This is a genomic window from Mucilaginibacter sp. A5337, from assembly GCF_059690695.1.
In genome coordinates, this window is the sequence record NZ_JCAWEC010000005.1 from 199,807 (window position 1) to 218,829 (window position 19,023).

18 protein-coding genes are annotated in these 19,023 nt (G+C 41.9%); 9 read left to right on the forward strand and 9 right to left on the reverse strand.

Annotated elements, in window-relative coordinates; genetic code table 11:
- The first annotated feature begins 84 nt into the window (after positions 1-84).
- The 6 genes from AC59JO_RS18125 to AC59JO_RS18150 all read left to right on the forward strand — a co-directional run bounded on the left by AC59JO_RS18125 (position 85) and on the right by AC59JO_RS18150 (position 7,215).
- Positions 85-810, forward strand: coding sequence for a head GIN domain-containing protein (locus tag AC59JO_RS18125; RefSeq protein ID WP_413667308.1), 726 nt, complete (start codon positions 85-87; stop codon positions 808-810).
- Between the two features lie 90 nt (positions 811-900).
- Positions 901-1,884: a c-type cytochrome gene (locus AC59JO_RS18130; RefSeq protein ID WP_497306966.1), complete on the forward strand. Its 984-nt coding sequence runs from the start codon at positions 901-903 to the stop codon at positions 1,882-1,884.
- Between the two features lie 477 nt (positions 1,885-2,361).
- A complete protein-coding gene (gene tig / locus AC59JO_RS18135) occupies positions 2,362-3,720 on the forward strand; it encodes a trigger factor (protein ID WP_497306968.1) in 1,359 nt (452 codons plus the stop codon).
- 406 nt (positions 3,721-4,126) lie between these two features.
- Positions 4,127-4,855, forward strand: a complete 729-nt coding sequence (locus tag AC59JO_RS18140; protein WP_090524532.1) for an ATP-dependent Clp protease proteolytic subunit — start codon at positions 4,127-4,129, stop codon at positions 4,853-4,855.
- A gap of 173 nt (positions 4,856-5,028) precedes the next feature.
- Entirely contained in the window at positions 5,029-6,267 is a 1,239-nt protein-coding gene (gene clpX, locus AC59JO_RS18145; protein WP_413671152.1) for an ATP-dependent Clp protease ATP-binding subunit ClpX, read from the forward strand.
- Positions 6,268-6,357: 90 nt separating this feature from the next.
- Entirely contained in the window at positions 6,358-7,215 is an 858-nt protein-coding gene (locus tag AC59JO_RS18150) for an AMP nucleosidase (RefSeq protein WP_497306971.1), read from the forward strand.
- A 90-nt stretch (positions 7,216-7,305) separates the two neighbouring features.
- On the opposite strand, the gene AC59JO_RS18155 is transcribed toward AC59JO_RS18150, so the two are convergent.
- Positions 7,306-7,560 (reverse strand): alpha-2-macroglobulin family protein, encoded by a 255-nt coding sequence (locus tag AC59JO_RS18155; RefSeq protein ID WP_413671153.1) that lies wholly within the window; start codon positions 7,558-7,560, stop codon positions 7,306-7,308.
- 93 nt (positions 7,561-7,653) lie between these two features.
- On the opposite strand from AC59JO_RS18155, the gene AC59JO_RS18160 reads away from it, so the two are divergent.
- Positions 7,654-9,015, forward strand: coding sequence for a pyridoxal-phosphate dependent enzyme (locus AC59JO_RS18160; protein WP_091211422.1), 1,362 nt, complete (start codon positions 7,654-7,656; stop codon positions 9,013-9,015).
- 83 nt (positions 9,016-9,098) lie between these two features.
- Here AC59JO_RS18160 and AC59JO_RS18165 read toward each other — a convergent pair whose 3' ends face one another.
- The 4 genes from AC59JO_RS18165 to AC59JO_RS18180 all read right to left on the reverse strand — a co-directional run bounded on the left by AC59JO_RS18165 (position 9,099) and on the right by AC59JO_RS18180 (position 14,724).
- Positions 9,099-10,214 carry a DUF6438 domain-containing protein gene (locus AC59JO_RS18165; protein ID WP_413667312.1) on the reverse strand — a complete coding sequence of 372 codons (1,116 nt, stop codon included), beginning with the start codon at positions 10,212-10,214 and terminating at the stop codon, positions 9,099-9,101.
- A 108-nt stretch (positions 10,215-10,322) separates the two neighbouring features.
- Positions 10,323-11,885 (reverse strand): ArnT family glycosyltransferase, encoded by a 1,563-nt coding sequence (locus AC59JO_RS18170; RefSeq protein WP_413667313.1) that lies wholly within the window; start codon positions 11,883-11,885, stop codon positions 10,323-10,325.
- A gap of 230 nt (positions 11,886-12,115) precedes the next feature.
- Positions 12,116-13,423, reverse strand: a complete 1,308-nt coding sequence (gene murA, locus AC59JO_RS18175; protein ID WP_091211425.1) for a UDP-N-acetylglucosamine 1-carboxyvinyltransferase — start codon at positions 13,421-13,423, stop codon at positions 12,116-12,118.
- Positions 13,424-13,983: 560 nt separating this feature from the next.
- The gene (locus tag AC59JO_RS18180) at positions 13,984-14,724 is read right to left on the reverse strand and encodes a DUF4290 domain-containing protein (protein ID WP_413667314.1); all 741 of its coding nucleotides are present in this window, start codon (positions 14,722-14,724) and stop codon (positions 13,984-13,986) included.
- Between the two features lie 206 nt (positions 14,725-14,930).
- Between AC59JO_RS18180 and AC59JO_RS18185 the strand changes: the two genes are divergently transcribed.
- Both AC59JO_RS18185 and AC59JO_RS18190 read left to right on the forward strand, forming a co-directional pair.
- The gene (locus AC59JO_RS18185) at positions 14,931-16,028 is read left to right on the forward strand and encodes a mandelate racemase/muconate lactonizing enzyme family protein (protein WP_497307556.1); all 1,098 of its coding nucleotides are present in this window, start codon (positions 14,931-14,933) and stop codon (positions 16,026-16,028) included.
- A gap of 13 nt (positions 16,029-16,041) precedes the next feature.
- Complete coding sequence (locus AC59JO_RS18190) at positions 16,042-16,500, forward strand: GNAT family N-acetyltransferase (RefSeq protein WP_497306974.1); 459 nt, start codon at positions 16,042-16,044, stop codon at positions 16,498-16,500.
- A 57-nt stretch (positions 16,501-16,557) separates the two neighbouring features.
- Here the strand turns inward: AC59JO_RS18190 and AC59JO_RS18195 are convergent, their stop codons facing one another.
- The 4 genes from AC59JO_RS18195 to AC59JO_RS18210 form a co-directional block, all read right to left on the reverse strand.
- Positions 16,558-16,695 carry a hypothetical protein gene (locus tag AC59JO_RS18195; RefSeq protein WP_497306976.1) on the reverse strand — a complete coding sequence of 46 codons (138 nt, stop codon included), beginning with the start codon at positions 16,693-16,695 and terminating at the stop codon, positions 16,558-16,560.
- Positions 16,696-16,796: 101 nt separating this feature from the next.
- Positions 16,797-18,167 carry a dipeptidase gene (locus tag AC59JO_RS18200; protein WP_497306978.1) on the reverse strand — a complete coding sequence of 457 codons (1,371 nt, stop codon included), beginning with the start codon at positions 18,165-18,167 and terminating at the stop codon, positions 16,797-16,799.
- A 177-nt stretch (positions 18,168-18,344) separates the two neighbouring features.
- Positions 18,345-18,512 carry a hypothetical protein gene (locus AC59JO_RS18205; RefSeq protein WP_497306980.1) on the reverse strand — a complete coding sequence of 56 codons (168 nt, stop codon included), beginning with the start codon at positions 18,510-18,512 and terminating at the stop codon, positions 18,345-18,347.
- Positions 18,513-18,545: 33 nt separating this feature from the next.
- On the reverse strand, positions 18,546-19,023 hold a 478-nt coding region (locus AC59JO_RS18210), incomplete at its 5' end, for a hypothetical protein (protein ID WP_497306982.1).

Genomic DNA, 19,023 nt, shown 5'->3' on the forward strand with positions numbered 1-19,023 from the left:
CAAAAGCTATCACCTAAAATGTGGTAGCTTTTTTTAATTTTGATGTAACACTAAACCGCCGTTCGGCGTCATAACAACCAAACTATGAAAAAATACCTTTCTACCATCACTATAGCAGGCGCATTATTAATAACTACAGGCATATTGTCATCTTGTAATTACAGATGTGTGCATGGCTCAGGCAATCAAACAACAGAGAAGCGTAAAGCCGAAGATTTTAAAAAAGTTGAGATCTCAGGCGCATTTAAAGTTCACCTGAAGCAGGATAGCTCACTAACAATTGATATCAAAGCCGATGATAACCTGATCAAATATATTTCAACTTCGGTTGAAGGCGGGGTATTGCACATCAAATCAAAAAAGAATTTCTGCGATCCGGGGGAGATGGTGATCAATATCGGCGTAAAAAACCTCGATGAAATAAAAGCAGCCGGAGCAGTTGAAGTTAATTCGGACGGTAAAATTAATGCAAAAGATTTTTCTCTTGATTTATCCGGCGCCACTAAAATTAATCTTGACCTTAATGCCGCCAATGTATCAACCGATGGCAGTGGCGCCACAGAAGTCCATCTTACAGGTCAGGCTGCATCGCACAAAATTGACCTGAGCGGTGCCGGTAAAATAGATGCCTTTGATTTTGTTGTAGGCGATTATGAAATTGAAACATCAGGCATAGCCCATTGCAAGATCAACGTACTTAAAACTTTGAACGTACACACCAGCGGCGCATCCGAAATTCAATATAAAGGTTCTCCATCTACCGTTAATAACGACAAATCGGGTGCTTCATCTATCAAAAAAGTTGACTGATCGACCTTATAAAAATTAACGAAGAGGCCGGGGATATAACTAATTCGCGGCCTTTTTGATTTTACAACTTATCACTAATTAAAAATTTGAATGAAAAAGTTTTTAAAATGGACAGCCTATGCAGTTATAGCGCTTGTTCTGATTGCCATTGCCGGTATATCGTACATCACGCTGGCGCTCCCCAATGTTGGCAAACCTGAAGCTATTAAAGTAGATGCTACACCGCAGCGTATAGCCCGGGGTAAATACCTGGCCAATAATGTTACCGTATGTTTGGATTGCCACTCGGCACGGAGCTGGGATAAATTTGCTGGTCCTTCCGATTCGACGGTATTAGGCGCCGGAGGCGAAAAGTTTGATGCTTCGGCAGGTTTTCCCGGTACCGTTTATTCGCCCAATATTACCCCTTTAAATTTAAGTACCTGGACTGATGGTGAAATCTTCAGGGCGATGACAACTGGTGTTAAAAAAGATGGCTCGGCCATATTCCCAATAATGCCATGGCCTTACTACGCAAAAATGGATAGGGAAGACCTTTACTCCATTATCGCCTATCTGCGTACTTTAAAACCCAGTGGCAAAAACTATCCTGGTCATCAGCTTGATTTTCCGCTGAACATTATAGTTCATACCATGCCTCAAAAAGCAGTATTGGGTAATGCTCCTAATCCGGCAGATACGATAAAATACGGCGCTTATTTATTAAATGCAGCGGCCTGCAAAGAGTGTCACACCGAATCAGATAAAGGTAAATTGAATGAGGCCATGGCTTTTGCAGGTGGACAGGGGTATATTGTACCCGGCGGAAGCAAAGTATTTTCGGCTAACATCACGCCCGATAAGGAAACAGGCATTGGTAGCTGGACAAAGGAGCAATTTGTAAACAGCTTTACTCAATACGCTAATGGAAAAATGCAGCCAACACCGGTAAAACCGGGCGATTTCCAAACCATTATGCCCTGGTGGAAATATGGCCGTATGAAAGTGTCTGACCTGGAAGCAATTTACGCTTATTTAAAAACAATAAAGCCCGTCAGTAACCACGTAGTAAAATTTGAAAGGAATGGGAAATAGAGATCAGGGGTTGGAGATTAGAGGTTAGTTGGGTTTAATGCCCGGTTTTATGGGCAGTGCGTTGGCCGCGTTAGGGATTGAAGCGGAAAGCCCGCAGCGAGCGTGGGGATGGCGGGTAGGAAAGGCGAGGACTTGCATCCGCCAGTTGGCGGACGGGCCCGTTAGCTAACGGGAACGCCAATATTGTCTGAACTCGAATTTATTGAATTGAAGAATTTACCAGAAATGATATGCAAGTCTACTTGTTTTCAATCAATTCTAAAAAATCGTTTAATTCGGGTTCAGACAAATTTATACGTTATTATCAGGCTACCCTGCCGGTCGACCCGTTTAAAAGCTGTTTCATTTTCCTTGAAAACAATATAAAATCAACCGCTAATTAAAAATAAATTTATACTTTTGCGCCTCGAATTTTGTATAGTACGGATTAGGTTTTAGGCTATATTTCAAAGGATTAAATTAAATACCCGGTAAAAGATGAATATTACACAGGAAAAAATTAATGACCTGAGCGCAGTTGTTAAAATTAATATCAACCCTGAAGACTATCAGCCACGTGTTGAAAAAGCTATAAAGGAAAATGCTAAGAAAGCAAAACTTCCTGGTTTTCGCCCGGGCATGGTGCCTGCATCGCACATCAAAAAAATGTACGGTAAAAGCATTCTTGTTGATGAAATCAACAACCTGTTACAAGATACTTTAAATAACTACATCGACGAGCAAAAACTGGCTGTGTTAGGTCAGCCATTGCCTGCTGCCGATGACAACAAAGAATATAACTGGGATTTTGCCGATAATTTTGAGTTTAGCTATGAATTGGGCTTAGCTCCTGAGTTCAGCATCGAATTTTCATCAGCTGATAAATTAACGCAATACGTAATTAAAGTTGATGACGAAACGCTGGCTTCAAGGATCAAAAATATCCGCAGAAGCTATGGCAAAATGACAAATCCTGACGTATCGGCAGATGATGACGTTCTTTACAGCGAATTGGTTCAACTTTCGGCCGATGGTAGTGTTTTTGAGGGTGGAATTACCAACACCGCGTCTGTACGTTTAGATCAGATCAAAGATGAGGCTATCAAAGCTTCATTGATCGGTTTGAAAAAAGGCGATGTGTTAACATTTGATATTCGTAAAGCTTTTGATAACGATGCAGCTAAAATTGCAGGTTTATTGAAAATTGAAGAAGACGACGCAGCTGATTTAAGAGGCGATTTCCAATTAACTGTTAAAAATGTTAACCGTTTAGAAGAAAGCGATCTTAACCAGGAGTTCTTTGACAAATTATTTGGTGAAGGTACAGTAACTACCGAAGAGGAATTCAGGACTAAAATCACTGAAGAACTTGAAAGTATGATGGTTCAGGATGCCGACCGCAAATTGCAGGACGACATGTACAAACTGGCTATCGCTAAAGTTGACTTCGCACTTCCTGATGAGTTCCTGAAACGCTGGTTAAAAGCAACCAACGAAAAATTGAGCGACGAGGAATTAGAAGGTGGTTACAACGATTTTGCTCAAAACCTGAAATGGACTTTAATCGAAAACAAGATCATTACAGATAACACTATCGAAATTAAATACGAAGATGTGTTTGAATTAGCTAAGATCCGTTTAGATCAGCAGTTCAGGATGTACAGCCCAACCCCGATCCCTGAAGATCAGTTAGGCCAGTACACCGTTCAGTACCTGCAAAACAAAGACAACGCTAACAAAATATTTGAAGAGGTAAAAGCATTAAAGGTATTTGACTATATCAAAAATGTAATCACTTTAGATAAGCAGGATATCCTTTACACTGATTTCAGTGCATTGGTTACTGCAGCTCAGTAAGCCGTTTTGTCTCCTGTTGGAGATCAGCATATTCACCAAAAGCAACTCATCGGGTTGCTTTTGGTGTTTTCAGGAGTGGCGTTTCTCTTTGCTCTCGCGCTCGTTTGCAACGAGTGCGTAACCTGGGTTTGCGTTTATAACGCATCAGGCCCGCGCAATACAATTGCGAAGCCAATTTAAGCACTCGTTGCAAACGAGCACAAGAAGCATAATTGTCTAAAATAACAGGCCTGTGTAAATGCTATGTAACTTTCGGACTTTACCGACTTTCGGACGTTCGACTTAAAAGAGGCCTCATCAAAAAATTACGTAATAAAAACTATCTTGCAAAAAATCTATTCAACTAAAAACTATATTTATCGCGGGTAAGACGCCCGCATTTCCTAACGAACAACAAACAAAAACCATGAGCAGTAATATCGATAAAAACGAATTCAGAAAATATGCTGTTAAGCATCACCGTATTAACAGCCTTTATGTAGACAAATATATTGCAGGCGTTGAAAGAGGCAATATGCCAACAGGAGGTATCACTACCGTACCAACCGGCATGACCCCTTATATTCTTGAAGAGCGCCAGCTTAATGTGCAGGCCATGGACGTGTTTTCACGTTTAATGATGGACCGTATCATTTTCCTTGGCGATGCTATTTATGATAATATTGCAAACATTATCCAGGCTCAGTTGCTTTTCTTACAGTCGGCTGATGCTAAACGCGATATCCAGATCTACATCAACTCACCAGGTGGGTCGGTTTATGCAGGTTTAGGTATCTATGATACTATGCAATTTATATCAAATGATGTGGCTACAATTTGTACAGGTATGGCTGCTTCAATGGCTGCGGTACTGTTGGTAGCTGGTACCGAAGGTAAAAGGGCTGCACTTCCGCATGCAAGGGTGATGATTCACCAGCCATCGGGCGGCGCTCAGGGCCAGCAATCAGATATTGAGATCACTTACCAGGAGATTACTAAACTGAAAAAAGAGTTGTACCAGATCATTGCCGATCATAGTGGTGCACCCTACCAAAAAGTTTGGGATGCGTCTGACCGTGACTACTGGATGATTGCCGAAGAAGCCAAAGAATTTGGTATGGTTGACGAGATTTTAAGAGGTAATAAAGGAAAATAATTCCCGAAAGTCCGGAAGTCCGATAAGTCGGAAAGTCCGGATATTTGGAATGTGAAAAAGTTATTAAAGTCCGGAAGCTGAGCTGCTTCCGGACTTGCTAACTTTCCCGACTTACGGATAGAATTTTTTTTTCTGTCACTAATTTTTTAACTTTGAGTAAGAAGACGAATCAGATGAATAAAAACAGCAAGGAGATCAGGTGTTCATTTTGCGGTGCCGGTAAACAGGATTCCCTGATGTTAATAGCAGGACTTGATGCACACATTTGCGATAAATGTGTGAACCAGGCCAATGAAATATTGGCGGAAGAGTTGAAGGTACGTAAAGTGAAGTCATCGCCATTGGCGCCGGCCTTGCTCAAGCCATCAGAAATGAAGGCCCACCTTGACCAGTATGTTATCGGTCAGGATGATGCCAAAAAGATACTTTCAGTAGCTGTATATAATCATTACAAGCGCTTAAACCAGCGTGTTGATAAAGATGAAGTTGAGATTGAAAAGTCGAACATCATTATGGTAGGCGAAACCGGTACAGGTAAAACCCTGCTTGCCAAAACGCTTGCTAAAGTGTTAAACGTTCCATTCTGCATTTGCGATGCTACTGTGTTAACCGAAGCAGGGTATGTAGGGGAGGACGTTGAAAGTATCCTGACCCGCTTGTTGCAATCGGCCGATTATGATGTAACCCTTGCCGAAAAAGGTATTGTTTACATTGATGAGGTTGATAAAATTGCCCGTAAAAGCGATAATGCTTCTATAACCCGCGACGTATCAGGCGAAGGTGTACAACAGGCCTTATTGAAAATTCTGGAAGGTACTATGGTTAACGTCCCACCGCAAGGCGGCCGTAAACACCCAGATCAGAAAATGATCACTGTAAATACCAGCAACATCCTTTTCATCTGTGGTGGAGCATTTGACGGTATTGAAAGGAAAATCGCCAATCGTTTGCGTACCCAAACCGTTGGTTACAAATTTAAGCACGACGAGGGTGATATCGATACCAAAAACTTCTACAAGTATATCACCCCGCAGGATTTGAAATCATTTGGTTTGATCCCCGAGTTGATAGGACGTTTACCTGTGCTTACCTACCTCAACCCGCTTGATAGGGAAGCATTGCACAATATCTTAACCGAGCCTAAAAACTCGTTACTGAAACAGTATAAAAAACTGTTTGAATACGAAGGTGTAAAGCTTGATTTTGAAGATGAGGTATTAGAGTTTATTGTTGATAAAGCAATGGAGTTTAAACTTGGTGCAAGGGGTTTACGCTCCATATGCGAAGCTATCATGATTGATGCGATGTTCGAGTTCCCATCCAAAAAAGATGTTAAACGTTTGAACGTAACATTGGATTACGCACACGAAAAGTTTGAAAAATCAGATCTGAAAAAGTTAAAAGTAGCTTAACGCACAGTATATAAGTAAACACTTATATTTATTAAAAAATAAAGCGGCCCTGGTTATCATACCGGGGTTTGCTGTATAAAAACAAATCATATGAACGAAGAATTAAACATTAAAAAAGACGGAGATGCCTTACCGCCGCAGGTGAAAGAAGTGCAATCGCCCGTAAAATCAGGATTGAAAACCAAGGAAGCAATTGTAGCCAACTGGCTGCCGCGTTACACCGGCCGGCCGCTTGAAGCATTTGGTGAGTATATTATCCTTACCAATTTTTCAAAGTATATCCAGTTGTTTTCGCAATGGCATGATAACGCGCCTATCATGGGTGTTGACAAGCCAATGCAAAGCGTTACAGCCAACGGTATAACCATCATTAACTTTGGTATGGGTAGTTCGGTTGCTGCTACTGTTATGGATTTACTTACCGCCATTCATCCAAAAGCTGTGATATTTTTGGGCAAATGCGGTGGTCTTAAAAAGAAGAACAACGTTGGAGACCTGATATTACCGATTGCAGCCATCCGCGGCGAAGGTACATCAAACGATTATTTACCGCCCGAAGTGCCTGCACTGCCGTCATTCGCGCTGCAAAAGGCCATCTCAACCACCATTCGTGATTACTCACGCGATTACTGGACTGGCACCTGCTACACGACTAACCGCCGCGTTTGGGAGCATGACAAAGTATTCAAGAAATACCTTAAAGACCTGCGTGCCATGGCCGTTGATATGGAAACAGCAACGATATTTACCACAGGCTTTGCCAACAAGATCCCTACGGGCGCGCTGTTGCTGGTATCAGATCAACCAATGATTCCCGAAGGTGTTAAAACCGCCGAAAGCGATTCGTCAGTAACCGAACAATTTGTTGAAACACACCTGCATATCGGTATCGAATCGTTAAAGCAGTTGATCAACAACGGGTTAACGGTTAAGCATCTTAAATTTTAAGTTCATTAGTTCACTGGTTCATTAGTTCATTTGTCTTAGCAAGCGCTAAACAAATGAACCAAATAGCAGTGAGCCAGGCATACCAATGAACTAATGAACAAATGAACCAATGACAATCCGCTTCATCCCCTCTCTGCCGTAAAATACCGGGAAATACATCATTTCGGCTTTCGCCGGATTTAGGGTGTATTTACCGTTGTAACGAGGGATGAGGTTTACGTTGAATGTATATTTGCCCTGTTTAAGGCTGCGGCAAAATATGCTTACCTTCTTCTTAAAATATTCGCGGTGTACTTCGCTGTTTTGCCATTCTGATTTTTGGCATATCTTAGATAAGTTATTTATCTATTTACTTTTCCATAAAAGAAATATCATTTAAGAAACTTATTTTTGAGGCGTAACCCTGCTATATATACCGGGTTAGTAGAGATTTAAATTATGTGGTACAATAACATACTCGATACCATTGGCAATACGCCGCTGGTAAAACTGAATAAAGTAGCGAAAGACATCCCTGCTACCGTTTTAGCCAAGATAGAGACAACCAATCCCGGCAACTCCATAAAAGACCGTATGGCCCTTAAAATGATTGAGGATGCTGAAAAAAGCGGCAAGCTTAAACCCGGCGGAACCATTATTGAAGGTACATCGGGCAATACAGGGATGGGTTTGGCTATTGCTGCGGTAATAAAAGGCTACAAATGTATTTTTACCAGTACTGATAAACAATCAAAGGAAAAGTTTGACGCCTTGCGTGCCTTTGGCGCCGAGGTAATTGTTTGTCCAACCAATGTAGAGCCAGAAGATCCACGATCATACTATTCAGTATCATCACGTCTGGAACGGGAAGTTCCTAATTCGTGGAAGCCTAATCAGTATGATAACCTGAGCAATTCGCAGGCGCATTATGAATCAACTGGTCCCGAGATCTGGGAGCAAACCGAGGGTAAGATCACGCACCTTATTGCTGGTGTAGGTACCGGCGGCACTATCTCCGGTATTGCCCGTTATCTGAAAGAAAAGAACCCGGCTATACAGGTGTTGGGTATTGATACTTACGGATCGGTATTTAAAAAATACAAGGAGACAGGTGTTTTTGATAAAAACGAGATCTATCCGTACATCACTGAAGGCATTGGCGAAGACTTCCTGCCGCAAAATGTGGATTTCAGCCTGATAGATCACTTTGAAAAGGTGACCGATAAAGATGCTGCCCTCATGACCCGTGAAATTGCGCGTAAAGAAGGGATTTTCTCCGGTAACTCAACCGGCTCGGCGGTGGCAGGTTTGTTACAGATGAAGGATAAGTTTAAAGAAGGCGATGTAGTTGTGATCGTTTTCCCTGACCATGGTACCCGTTATCTTGGCAAAATGTACAACGACGACTGGCTGCGCGACCGCGGTTTCCTGAAAGACGAAAAATTAACCGCCCGCGATATAATCAGCAAAAAAGATGTACAGGAAATCATTACCATTGATTGCGAAAAGAGCGTACTGGAGGCCATCAATACCATTAAATCGCTTAATATCTCGCAGATCCCGGTTACGCAAAAGGGTATGGTAATAGGTAAGATCACCGAAAGCGATATCCTTGATTCGCTGATCGAAAACCCATCCATCAAATCGCAGCCGATCAAAAACATTACCACTGCACCGTTTCCGTTTGTTGATCTGAATACTTCGATAGACAGGATCTCGGCCATGATCAATAAAGATAATATTGCGGTGCTGGTTGAAGACGGGAATGGCAAAATTGAGATCATTACCCAATATGATATTATAAACGCTATATCAGCCTGATCTAGGTAAAAGGTTAAAGGCGAAAGGTGTTGTGCGATGAGCATGGCACCTTTTGTTTTTTAATGATTTATTGAATAGGTATTTTAATTATCGGTTGCTTTTTTCCAGTGCCAGTTTTGGGTATTTACATCATAAAAGTTAAAGCCAAGATCGATTATAAAGGGTTTGCCTTTTTTAATAAATTTGAAGTATCGCCCATCTGTATCAACGCTATCCCGGGGCTGCCCAAAAGAATACAAGTATAACTTAAAACGTGATTTAAATAAGCTTGTATTAACTTTCTTTCCTTTGTCAAGTAATTCAGAAAGATAAGCGACCTCTGAGTTTTTAAGATAAATTAATGAATCATTTTTCGTGAAAGAGGCACTTGCTATTATGTATGTGGTGGCTTTAATATTCGTTTCTGCCGCCTTTTTTAAAGGGATTGTTTGATATATATAACGTAAGGAATTGCAGGCCCAGTTAAGTGGTAAAAGATCAATATCACTACCGGATTGGATCGTTTTGTAAATTCTACCATTTTTTACATAAGTGGTTGTAACCGTCTCAATATCGGCCGGGAATATTCCATCTTGTTTAATTTTTTCAAAATTAATGATCCTAAAGCTTTTCTGTATCTGTTCATATTTATCTTGAGGCACTGTTCCTGTAAATTGTCCTTTCATTTCCCCGGTAAACATTTTACCACTAAAAAGTATAGTTCTGTCCGAATTCAAAGTAATATCCATTACAGGGCATGTACCCAAACAACCAGAAGTAGATAAAATGATTTTGTCAAACTTGTTTTCTGCGAAGTTATGTGGATTGAAACGCCGAAATGTGTACAAGCCCTCGCTTGAATCAAATTGTAATAAATCAGCCGAAAGTTTGATAAGGTGATAATGCTCCCATTGTCCTTTAACGGGGTCAAAAAGTATTAAACTGTCTATTTTGAGTTTGTACCTTGAACGGGTATCAAGATATGTTTGTGTGTTTTCATTATGTTTTATAAATCCTCCTTTATTATCAAATGTTTGGTCGGCGTAAAATGAGAAACCGGTTTTATTTGGTGGGGCTATAAGCGAGGACATTCCTGTTTTTTCAACGTCCGAATTTCTTATTCTGATCCAGTCGCCTAAAATATCTTTTTGATTATTTTGTAATGTGTTTTTACAGGATGAAAAGAGTAAAAGCAAAAATATAGGCAGCAGAAATTTCATGATTGATAAGGTTTAGGAAAGAAACGATTCTCAGTCTGTTTTATTACAGAAAACAATTTGCCTGTCTGGTCCTTAAAGTCTCCCTTTCAGGGGATATTTAGAGGGGCACTACTCCAACCTCTTCTTCGCTAATTCCGGGCTATACCTTTGATTTAACCGATAATTGGGTGTAATAATAAACACCGCCGTGCCTTTTTCTCTGGCAAGGGGATTGGTTACCTCGCCAACTTTGGTAAAACTGCCGATCATTTTTCCTTCGACAAATTCTTTAATATTTTTTCCGCCGTTTTCGTCTACATAAATCAGGTATTTGCATTTGAGGCTATCGGGTGCCCAGAGGGTGAAGCTGCTATTTAGCGAAATTACATCGGGATAGCCGTATTGTTTGCCATAATGGTGCAGGGCACCGGCTTCGCCGTAGTTATCGGCATAAACTATGGTTTGTTTTTGATCTTCAGGACTGAGGCTTTTGTAGGCTTTATCAACCAGTGAGGCCATATCGTCCCATCCCAGCATATCGGCATAGTCCTGCGTGGTTGCATGTTTTTTACCGTCTTCCCAGGTCATCGAAAAGCGAGCGGGGGGCAGGTGTTTATCGGCAAACCGAAAAAATGCCAGGGTTTGGTTCATTGGCAAAATGGGCAACAAAATTGGTAATAATAAGGCGTTAGGTAACGTAAATAATACCACTAGGGCTGTACGCAAAACATAACCATTCGTTTTTAATAAACGCTCAAAACCGAACGCACCTGCTGCAAACAACATGGGGTAGGCACCGAAGATGTAGTAGCTTTTACCATCCATCATCAGTAAAAAAAAGAAGATGAGTGCATAAGCTAATGCCAGAAACTGGAAATTACGCAACCTGAACGAAAATATCAGGAACGCCAACCCATTAAGCCATACAAATAACGCTATGCCGTTGACCAGTAATTGCTGTTTAATAAAGTCAGTTGGGGTAATGTAGTCAAGCTGCTGCTCGCGCAGGGCCTTCATATGCGTGAATACCGGCATATGGTGCGTTATTTGCCAGATAAGGTTTGGCAGTACTATAATTATGGAAATTAAAGCAGCACCAAGAATATGTTTGTTGAACAGTAATTTACGCTGTTTGCTGATAAGGATACCGATAATCAGCGAAGCTGCAAAAAACAGCATGGTATATTTAGTGAGTATGCCCAGGCCAACTGCAGCCCCCAGCCAGTACAAGTACCTTACATCGGTAGTGTTGAGGTATTTAATCAGCAGCCAAACCGTTATTACCCACCAAAATTGATCAAACACTACAGGTTGGAATAGATATTGAGTCGCTACTAAGGCAGGAGCAAAAATGAGCGATAAACAGGCAAGGGTTATGGCAAACTTCTTTCCGCCAAATTCAATAACTATGAGACCGGTAAGCAGGACAATGAGACCGCCAAACAGGGTAGGGAACAATCGCGCAGCAAAAACCGAATTGCCGAAACAGGTGATTGATATTTTTGCCAGTATGGCTATAAATGGTGGTACTTCCTTATACCCCCAATCCAGGTGATCGGCCAGTACAAGGTGCAAAAACTCATCCCGGTGAAAACCGAAATGGGATATAGCGAAAAGATTAAGAACAACTTTAATAAATACAAATATCAGTACAAAATAAACGTAGGTAGATTTCCGGTTTTTGTAAGGCATTGTTTATGTAATGGTTTTTTTAAAGGTAGTATTTTGAGGTGAAAGGCAAAAGGTTAAAGGAGAAAGGTTTTTAAAAAGAAAAGATCAAAGCTCCCTTTATGTACAACTATTTCAGTATTCCAGATTTAAATATCCTACTTTAATATGAAAAGTTCTAAAATAGAAAAAGGTTAAAGGTTGTGCTAAGTGCAGCTACCTTTAACCTTTAACCTTTCGCCTTTAACCTAAACTTATATTCGGGTTATATCAGCGCCCAAAGCTTTAAGCCTTGTATCGATGTGCTGATAGCCGCGTTCAATTTGTTCAATATTGTAAATGGTTGACTGTCCCTGTGCCGAAAGTGCAGCAATCAACAGGGAAACCCCGGCGCGGATATCCGGCGAGGTCATGGAAATGCCGCGTAGCTTAACCTGGTTATCTAAACCGATAACAGTAGCACGGTGCGGATCGCAAAGGATGATCTGCGCACCCATATCCAGCAGTTTATCCACGAAGAATAAACGGCTTTCAAACATTTTCTGGTGGATCAGTACCGAACCTTTGGCCTGGATGGCAACAACCAGTACAATGCTTAGCAAGTCGGGAGTAAAGCCCGGCCATGGTGCATCGGCAATGGTCATGATACTGCCGTCAATGAAAGTTTCTATTTCATAATGCTCCTGTGCAGGGATAAAAATATCGTCGCCTCTTAGCTCCAGTTTAATACCCAAACGCTTGAAAACGTCAGGGATCATACCCAGCTCTTTGTACTGAACATCTTTGATGGTGATCTCAGAACCAGTCATGGCCGCAAGACCAATGAACGAACCGATCTCGATCATATCAGGCAATAAGCGGTGCTCGGTACCGCCCAGCTTTTCAACGCCTTCAATAGTTAAAAGGTTTGAGCCGATACCGCTGATCTTGGCGCCCATACGGCTCAGCATTTTGCAAAGTTGCTGCAGGTAAGGTTCGCAAGCTGCATTGTAAATGGTAGTGGTGCCTTTAGCCAATACCGCGGCCATCACTACGTTGGCAGTTCCGGTTACGGAAGCTTCATCTAACAAAATATAAGTACCCTGCAGGTTTGATGCATCCACATTAAAGAAGCCATTTTCGGGATTGTAATTAAATTGTGCACCAAGTTTTTCAAAACCCAGGAAATGCGTATCCAACCTGCGGCGGCCGATTTTATCGCCACCCGGTTTAGGGATAGAAGCCTTGCCAAAGCGGGCAAGCAATGGGCCTACTATCATAATCGAGCCCCGTAAACCGCCGCCTTTTGATTTGAAAGTCTCGGATAAGAAGAAGTCCTGGTTGATATCTTTGGCTTCAAAAGTATAGGTATGCTCGTTGATGCGTTCAACAATAACACCCATATCGCCAAGCAGCTCTATCAGTTTGTTTACATCCTTAATATCAGGGATATTGCTGATGGTTACCTTTTCGGCGGTAAGCAATACGGCAGATATAACCTGTAAAGCTTCGTTTTTTGCACCTTGAGGGGTTATTTCACCTTTTAGCGGTTTGCCGCCATTTATTACAAATGCGTTAGTCATGCGGAGTTTCGGATAATTGATAAGATCACCAATGATAAACTATCAAAGCTGTGATCGGTTTTGCCAAATAAAATTTATATGGGGCAAAGATTAGAAAATTAATGCAGATAAAATAAAAGCCAGGTGGGATTTATCATTAATGATATTGGCGCAAAAACGTCATTGCTTAGGAACCATCAAAGAGGAATCCCTGAACAATCATGGTGATGTTTAAATATATTTTGGAGATGCTGCGTGGGGGCTGCTGCGTTAGGGATGGGAGCGGATACCGGCCTGTGGTTAAGGCCTTGTGCAGTATGAGCGCACAGCCCGGGCCGCAGGCAACGCCCTAACTAAAACTGATCAAAAAAAACATAATAATCAATGATTTATAATCAGTTATTAATAAGGTACGAAATAATCACAAACTAAACAGAGCGAACCTGCTAATCGGGGATTGCTTTATTTCGAATTTGCACGATGTATACATCAGGACCCTATGCGAGAGACCTGATGGGACATGAAAGACGGTATGCCGTAGAAAGCAAAAGCCCTCCCCTTCAGGGGAGGGTTGGGTGGGATTAATATTTCTTCGCGCCGCCGTTATTACGGTTGCGGTTTTGATTGTTGTTGCGGTTTTGGTTATTGTTTTGCCTGCCGCCGTTGCCGCCGCCGCGGTTTTGGTTGTTTTGATTGTTGTTGCGGCCGCGGTTGTTGTTATTGTTGTTGTTTTGCTGAAAGTTATTAGGACGGAAATCCACGCGGTTAAGGTTAACGTTATCTTCCAGTTTCAGTGTGCCGCCTGATAATGCATATAAGTCGGCGATGATGCTTTCGTCACTCACCGAATCTTTGTTCCATTGTACATAGGCCATTTTCATGAAATTGGCTATCGCCTGGATCATGTGGCGCTTGCGTTCCGGCTCCTCAATAGCCTTTGCCTTTTCAATCATCAGCTCAATGGTTTTGCCATAGTGCTTGTATTTTATACGCTGATGAGGGTAGTTTAAAGGTGCCGGCTTAATATGCACAGCATCAGGTGACGGTTTGGGGTATGGTGAATCTACATCAATCTGGTAATCAGATATGATATGCAGGTGGTCCCAAAGCTTGTGTTTAAAGTCGGCCACATCGCGCAGGTGAGGGTTTAGGAAACCCATAAGGTCAATAACCACCTGTGCATAGCGGTTGCGTTCTTCTTTGGTTGGCAGCGCTACAATATATTTAACCATATTTTGTACGTTACGGCCATATTCAGACAGGATCAGTTTATTCCTGGTTGAGTTATAATCAAAATTTGCAGGCGTGTTTTCTTTAGCCATGTTAATAGTTTTTTATGAAGATTTGAAAGTTAGCCAGACAAATTTCCCTGATGGAAGGGCAAAAGAGGCTAAAATTGAATTGTTACTTGTATTGAAGTAGTGCAAATATAAACTAATACTTATAATACGCAAATTGCGTTGGTTAATTGTTGCAATTATTTGTTTTATTTTAGCATTTAAACATCTACAATTTGGAAAATCAGCAAATTACCATCACCCATACAGATATCTACCGCTTCAGCATCCCAATGGAGCCGTTTACCATTGCCACCGGAACTTTGTCTCATGCTCAAAATGTTTTTATCCGCGTACACACCGATGCCGGCTTTTACGGCGTAGGAGAGTGCTCTGCTTTCCCGATGATTGTTGGCGAAACGCAGGATACCTGCCTGGTTATGGCACGTGAATTTGCCCGGTTATGGAAAGGGAAGGATGCGCTTGATATCGAGGAGCGGCTTCAGGAACTGCATAGCTTTACAGCAGGTAATACAACCATAAAAAGTGCCTTTGATAATGCCCTGTTTGATATAGCTGCTAAAAATGAGGGCCTGCCATTATACCAGTTTTTGGGTGGCGAAAAGCGTATTGTTGAATCTGATATTACTATAGGTATAGCGGGGCACCACACCATGGCTTTAAAGGCGCTTGATTTTAAAGCTTCAGGAGCCAATATATTAAAGGTAAAGCTGGGTAAAAATGTAGTGGAGGATATAGAACGTATTAAGCAGATCCGTGAAGCAGTTGGGCCGGCTATGAAGATCCGGATAGACGCCAACCAGGGCTGGACTTTTAACGAAGCAGTGTTTGCTTTGCAGTCAATTGCACAATATGATATTGAATTTTGCGAGCAGCCTATACGTACCTGGTATGATGATAGGTTACCCGAATTGATGGAACTATCGCCGGTTAAGATCATGGCCGATGAAAGCGTATATAACCACCATGATGCCCGTAAACAGATCAACGCCGGTGCTTGCCATTATATTAATATAAAGATGTCTAAGTCGGGAGGTATTTATGAGGCTAAACAGGTTCATGATGTGGCGGCTTCATACGGCATTCCATGTATGATGGGCGGGATGCTGGAAAGCAGGATTGCCTTAAGTGCTAAATTACATTTTGTGTATGCCTGTCCTAATATCCGGTTTTATGATATGGATACCTGCAAATTAGGGCATTTGGTTGATCCCTGTGTTGGCGGAGCAGTGTATGATGGCTATTATTTAAACATTGAGGATGCACCGGGGATAGGAGCAGATGCTGATGAATCATTCCTGGCGGATTGTGAACGATTTACTATTTAATAAAAGATTATTAATGCTGATCAGAAAAGCTACCATCGAAGACCTGCCTGTATTGCTTCAGTTTGAACAAGGGATTATTAGTGCAGAGCGCCCGTTTGATAGCACGCTTAAACCCGATCCTATCAGCTATTATGATCTCAAGGCCTTTATTGCCTCACCCGAAGTGGAGGTGTTGGTTGCCGAAATTGACGGCGAGATTGCAGGCAGCGGATATGCCCGTATTAAAAAGAACCCCGATAACTATTACGACTTTGAAAAATATGCTTACCTGGGTTTTATGTATGTTTTGCCCGCCTATCGCGGAAGGGGCGTAAACCAGGCAATTATTGAGGAATTAAAAAAGTGGGTAGCAGATCAGGGACTTGCCGAAATCAGGCTTGAAGTATATAACGATAATATCGGTGCTATTAAAGCCTACGAAAAGGTAGGGTTTGAAAAGCGGATGATCGAGATGCGGATAAGGCTCAAATAACAAAAAAAACGAGCCGGTAAGTTTTTACTTTCCGGCTCGTGGGGTGTTATAAATATCTTATAACAGGGGCTTTCGTTTCCATTTGCTGTCGCTTAAAGTTTTAGCGGTGGTGTTTTTTCCCTGTTTAAGTGGTTTGTGATCGCGCAACGGCTTTGATGCATCGGTCTTTTCTTTGTCCAATTCTTTAGTTGCCATGGTTGTTTGATTTATATAGTTAGATAATATCATAAATATATTATTTGTTCCGCGTAAAATCAAAAATAACCACCGTTAAATTTAAATTAAAGCTTTATGCCTTAGTTTGATAGCTCGGCAAAATATTTGTGGAACAGTGGAATGGTTTCAATGCCTTTATAATAATTATAAATATCATATTTTTCGTTAGGCGAGTGCAGTGCATCGCTATCAAGACCGAAACCCATCAGTACCGTTTTTAACCCCAGCTCGGCTTCAAACAAGGCAACAATAGGGATACTGCCACCGCCACGGGTTGGGATGGGCTCTTTACCAAATGATTCGGCTATGGCTTTTTGCGCCGCACGGTAAGCTATACTATCGGTAGGGGTTACAGCGGGCTCGCCGCCATGGTGCGGCGTTACTGTAACTTTAACATAAGGAGGAGCGATACTCAAGAAGTGATCGGTAAACAGTTTTGTTATAGCTTCAGAGGTTTGGTTGGGCACCAGGCGCATAGAGATTTTAGCGTTTGCTTTTGAAGGTAATACTGTTTTGGCACCTTCGCCAATGTAACCACCCCAAATACCGTTTAACTCAAGGGTAGGGCGGGTGCCCGTGCGCTCAAAGGTGCTGTAACCTTTTTCACCCCAAAGCTCGGCTACATCAAGATCTTTCTTGTATTCGCCTTCATCATAAGGTGCGCTGTTCAGGGCATTGCGTTCGGCTTCTGTAAGCGGTACTACATCATTATAAAAGCCAGGGATGGTGATGTGATTGTTTTCGTCATGCAGGCTGGCAATCATTTGTGCCAGCACAGTAATGGGATTAGCTACCGCGCCACCGTAAACACCCGAATGAAGGTCGCGGTTGGGGCCGGTTACTTCTACTTCAAGGTAGGAGAGGCCCCGTAAGCCGGTTTCAAGTGATGGATGCTCCATGCTGATCATTGAGGTATCAGAGATCAGCACAACATCGGCTTTCAATTTTTCTTTATTGGCTTTTACAAAAATAGCCAGGTTGGAAGAGCCGACTTCTTCTTCACCTTCAATCATAAATTTGATGTTGCAGGGAAGTGTGCCTGTTTGCATCATCAGCTCAAAAGCTTTTACATGCATATAAAACTGGCCTTTGTCATCGCATGCACCGCGGGCATATATTTTTCCGTCGCGAACAGTTGGTTCGAAGGGAGGGGTTTTCCACAGTTCCAACGGATCTGGCGGTTGTACATCATAATGACCGTAAACCAATACTGTAGGTTTGGATACATCTATGATTTTTTCGCCGTATACTATAGGATAGCCGGCGGTTTGGCAAATTTCAACATTATCAGCTCCGGCATCGCGAAGCTTGGCTGCCACATAATCGGCAGTTTTTAATACTTCAGGTTTGTATTTCGGGTCGGCACTAACCGATGCCAAACGTAACAGATCGAATAATTCATCAAGTAAACGCTGTTTGTTTTGCTCAACATATTGCTTTATGTGCTGCATAATATTATGGTTTGCAGCAAATATAGTTAATTAGGTCATTGCAGTCATTAGGTCATTGAGTCATTCAGCATGTTCAAAATTTGAAAAACAAATGCAGATGATAGATGAAGGACTCTCAGTTAGCCAGATTTATAATTCGTGCAATTCGATGAAATTAATACGTGTTTTAAATTTTAATTAATCGGCAGATCCAAGGTCGTGTTTTGGCGAATTAGGGGCTTGGTTTGAAAATTCTGCTTTCTCAACCTTTACTTTAACTTCAATTTTTGCTTCTTTATGAGTTAACGAAACAGCGGTAAGCCCCGTTGCTATTAAAACCGCTGCTGCTACGATGACTTTTTTCATATTGTTAACAGCTTTTGTGATGGATTAATATGATTATGCCATGAAGTCAGCGGAGCCTAAATCTCTTTTCGGGCCAGGACCAGACTGAGCGAAATCGGCAGAACCTAAATCTCTTTTTGGGCCAGGACCAGACTGCGCAAAATCAGCAGAACCTAAATCTCTTTTTGGACCAGGACCAGACTGAGCAAAATCGGCAGAACCTAAATCTCTTTTTGGACCAGGACCAGACTGAGCGAAATCAGCAGAGCCTAAATCTCTTTTTGGACCAGGACCAGATTGAGCGAAATCAGCAGAACCCAAATCACGTTTTGGACCAGGACCAGACTGAGCGAAATCAGCAGAGCCTAAATCTCTTTTTGGGCCAGGACCAGACTGAGCGAAATCAGCAGAACCTAAATCTCTTTTTGGACCAGGACCAGATTGAGCAAAATCGGCAGAACCTAAGTCACGTTTTGGCTGAGGACCGAAGGCAAAGTCGGCAGAACCTAAGTCACGTTTTGGCTGAGGACCA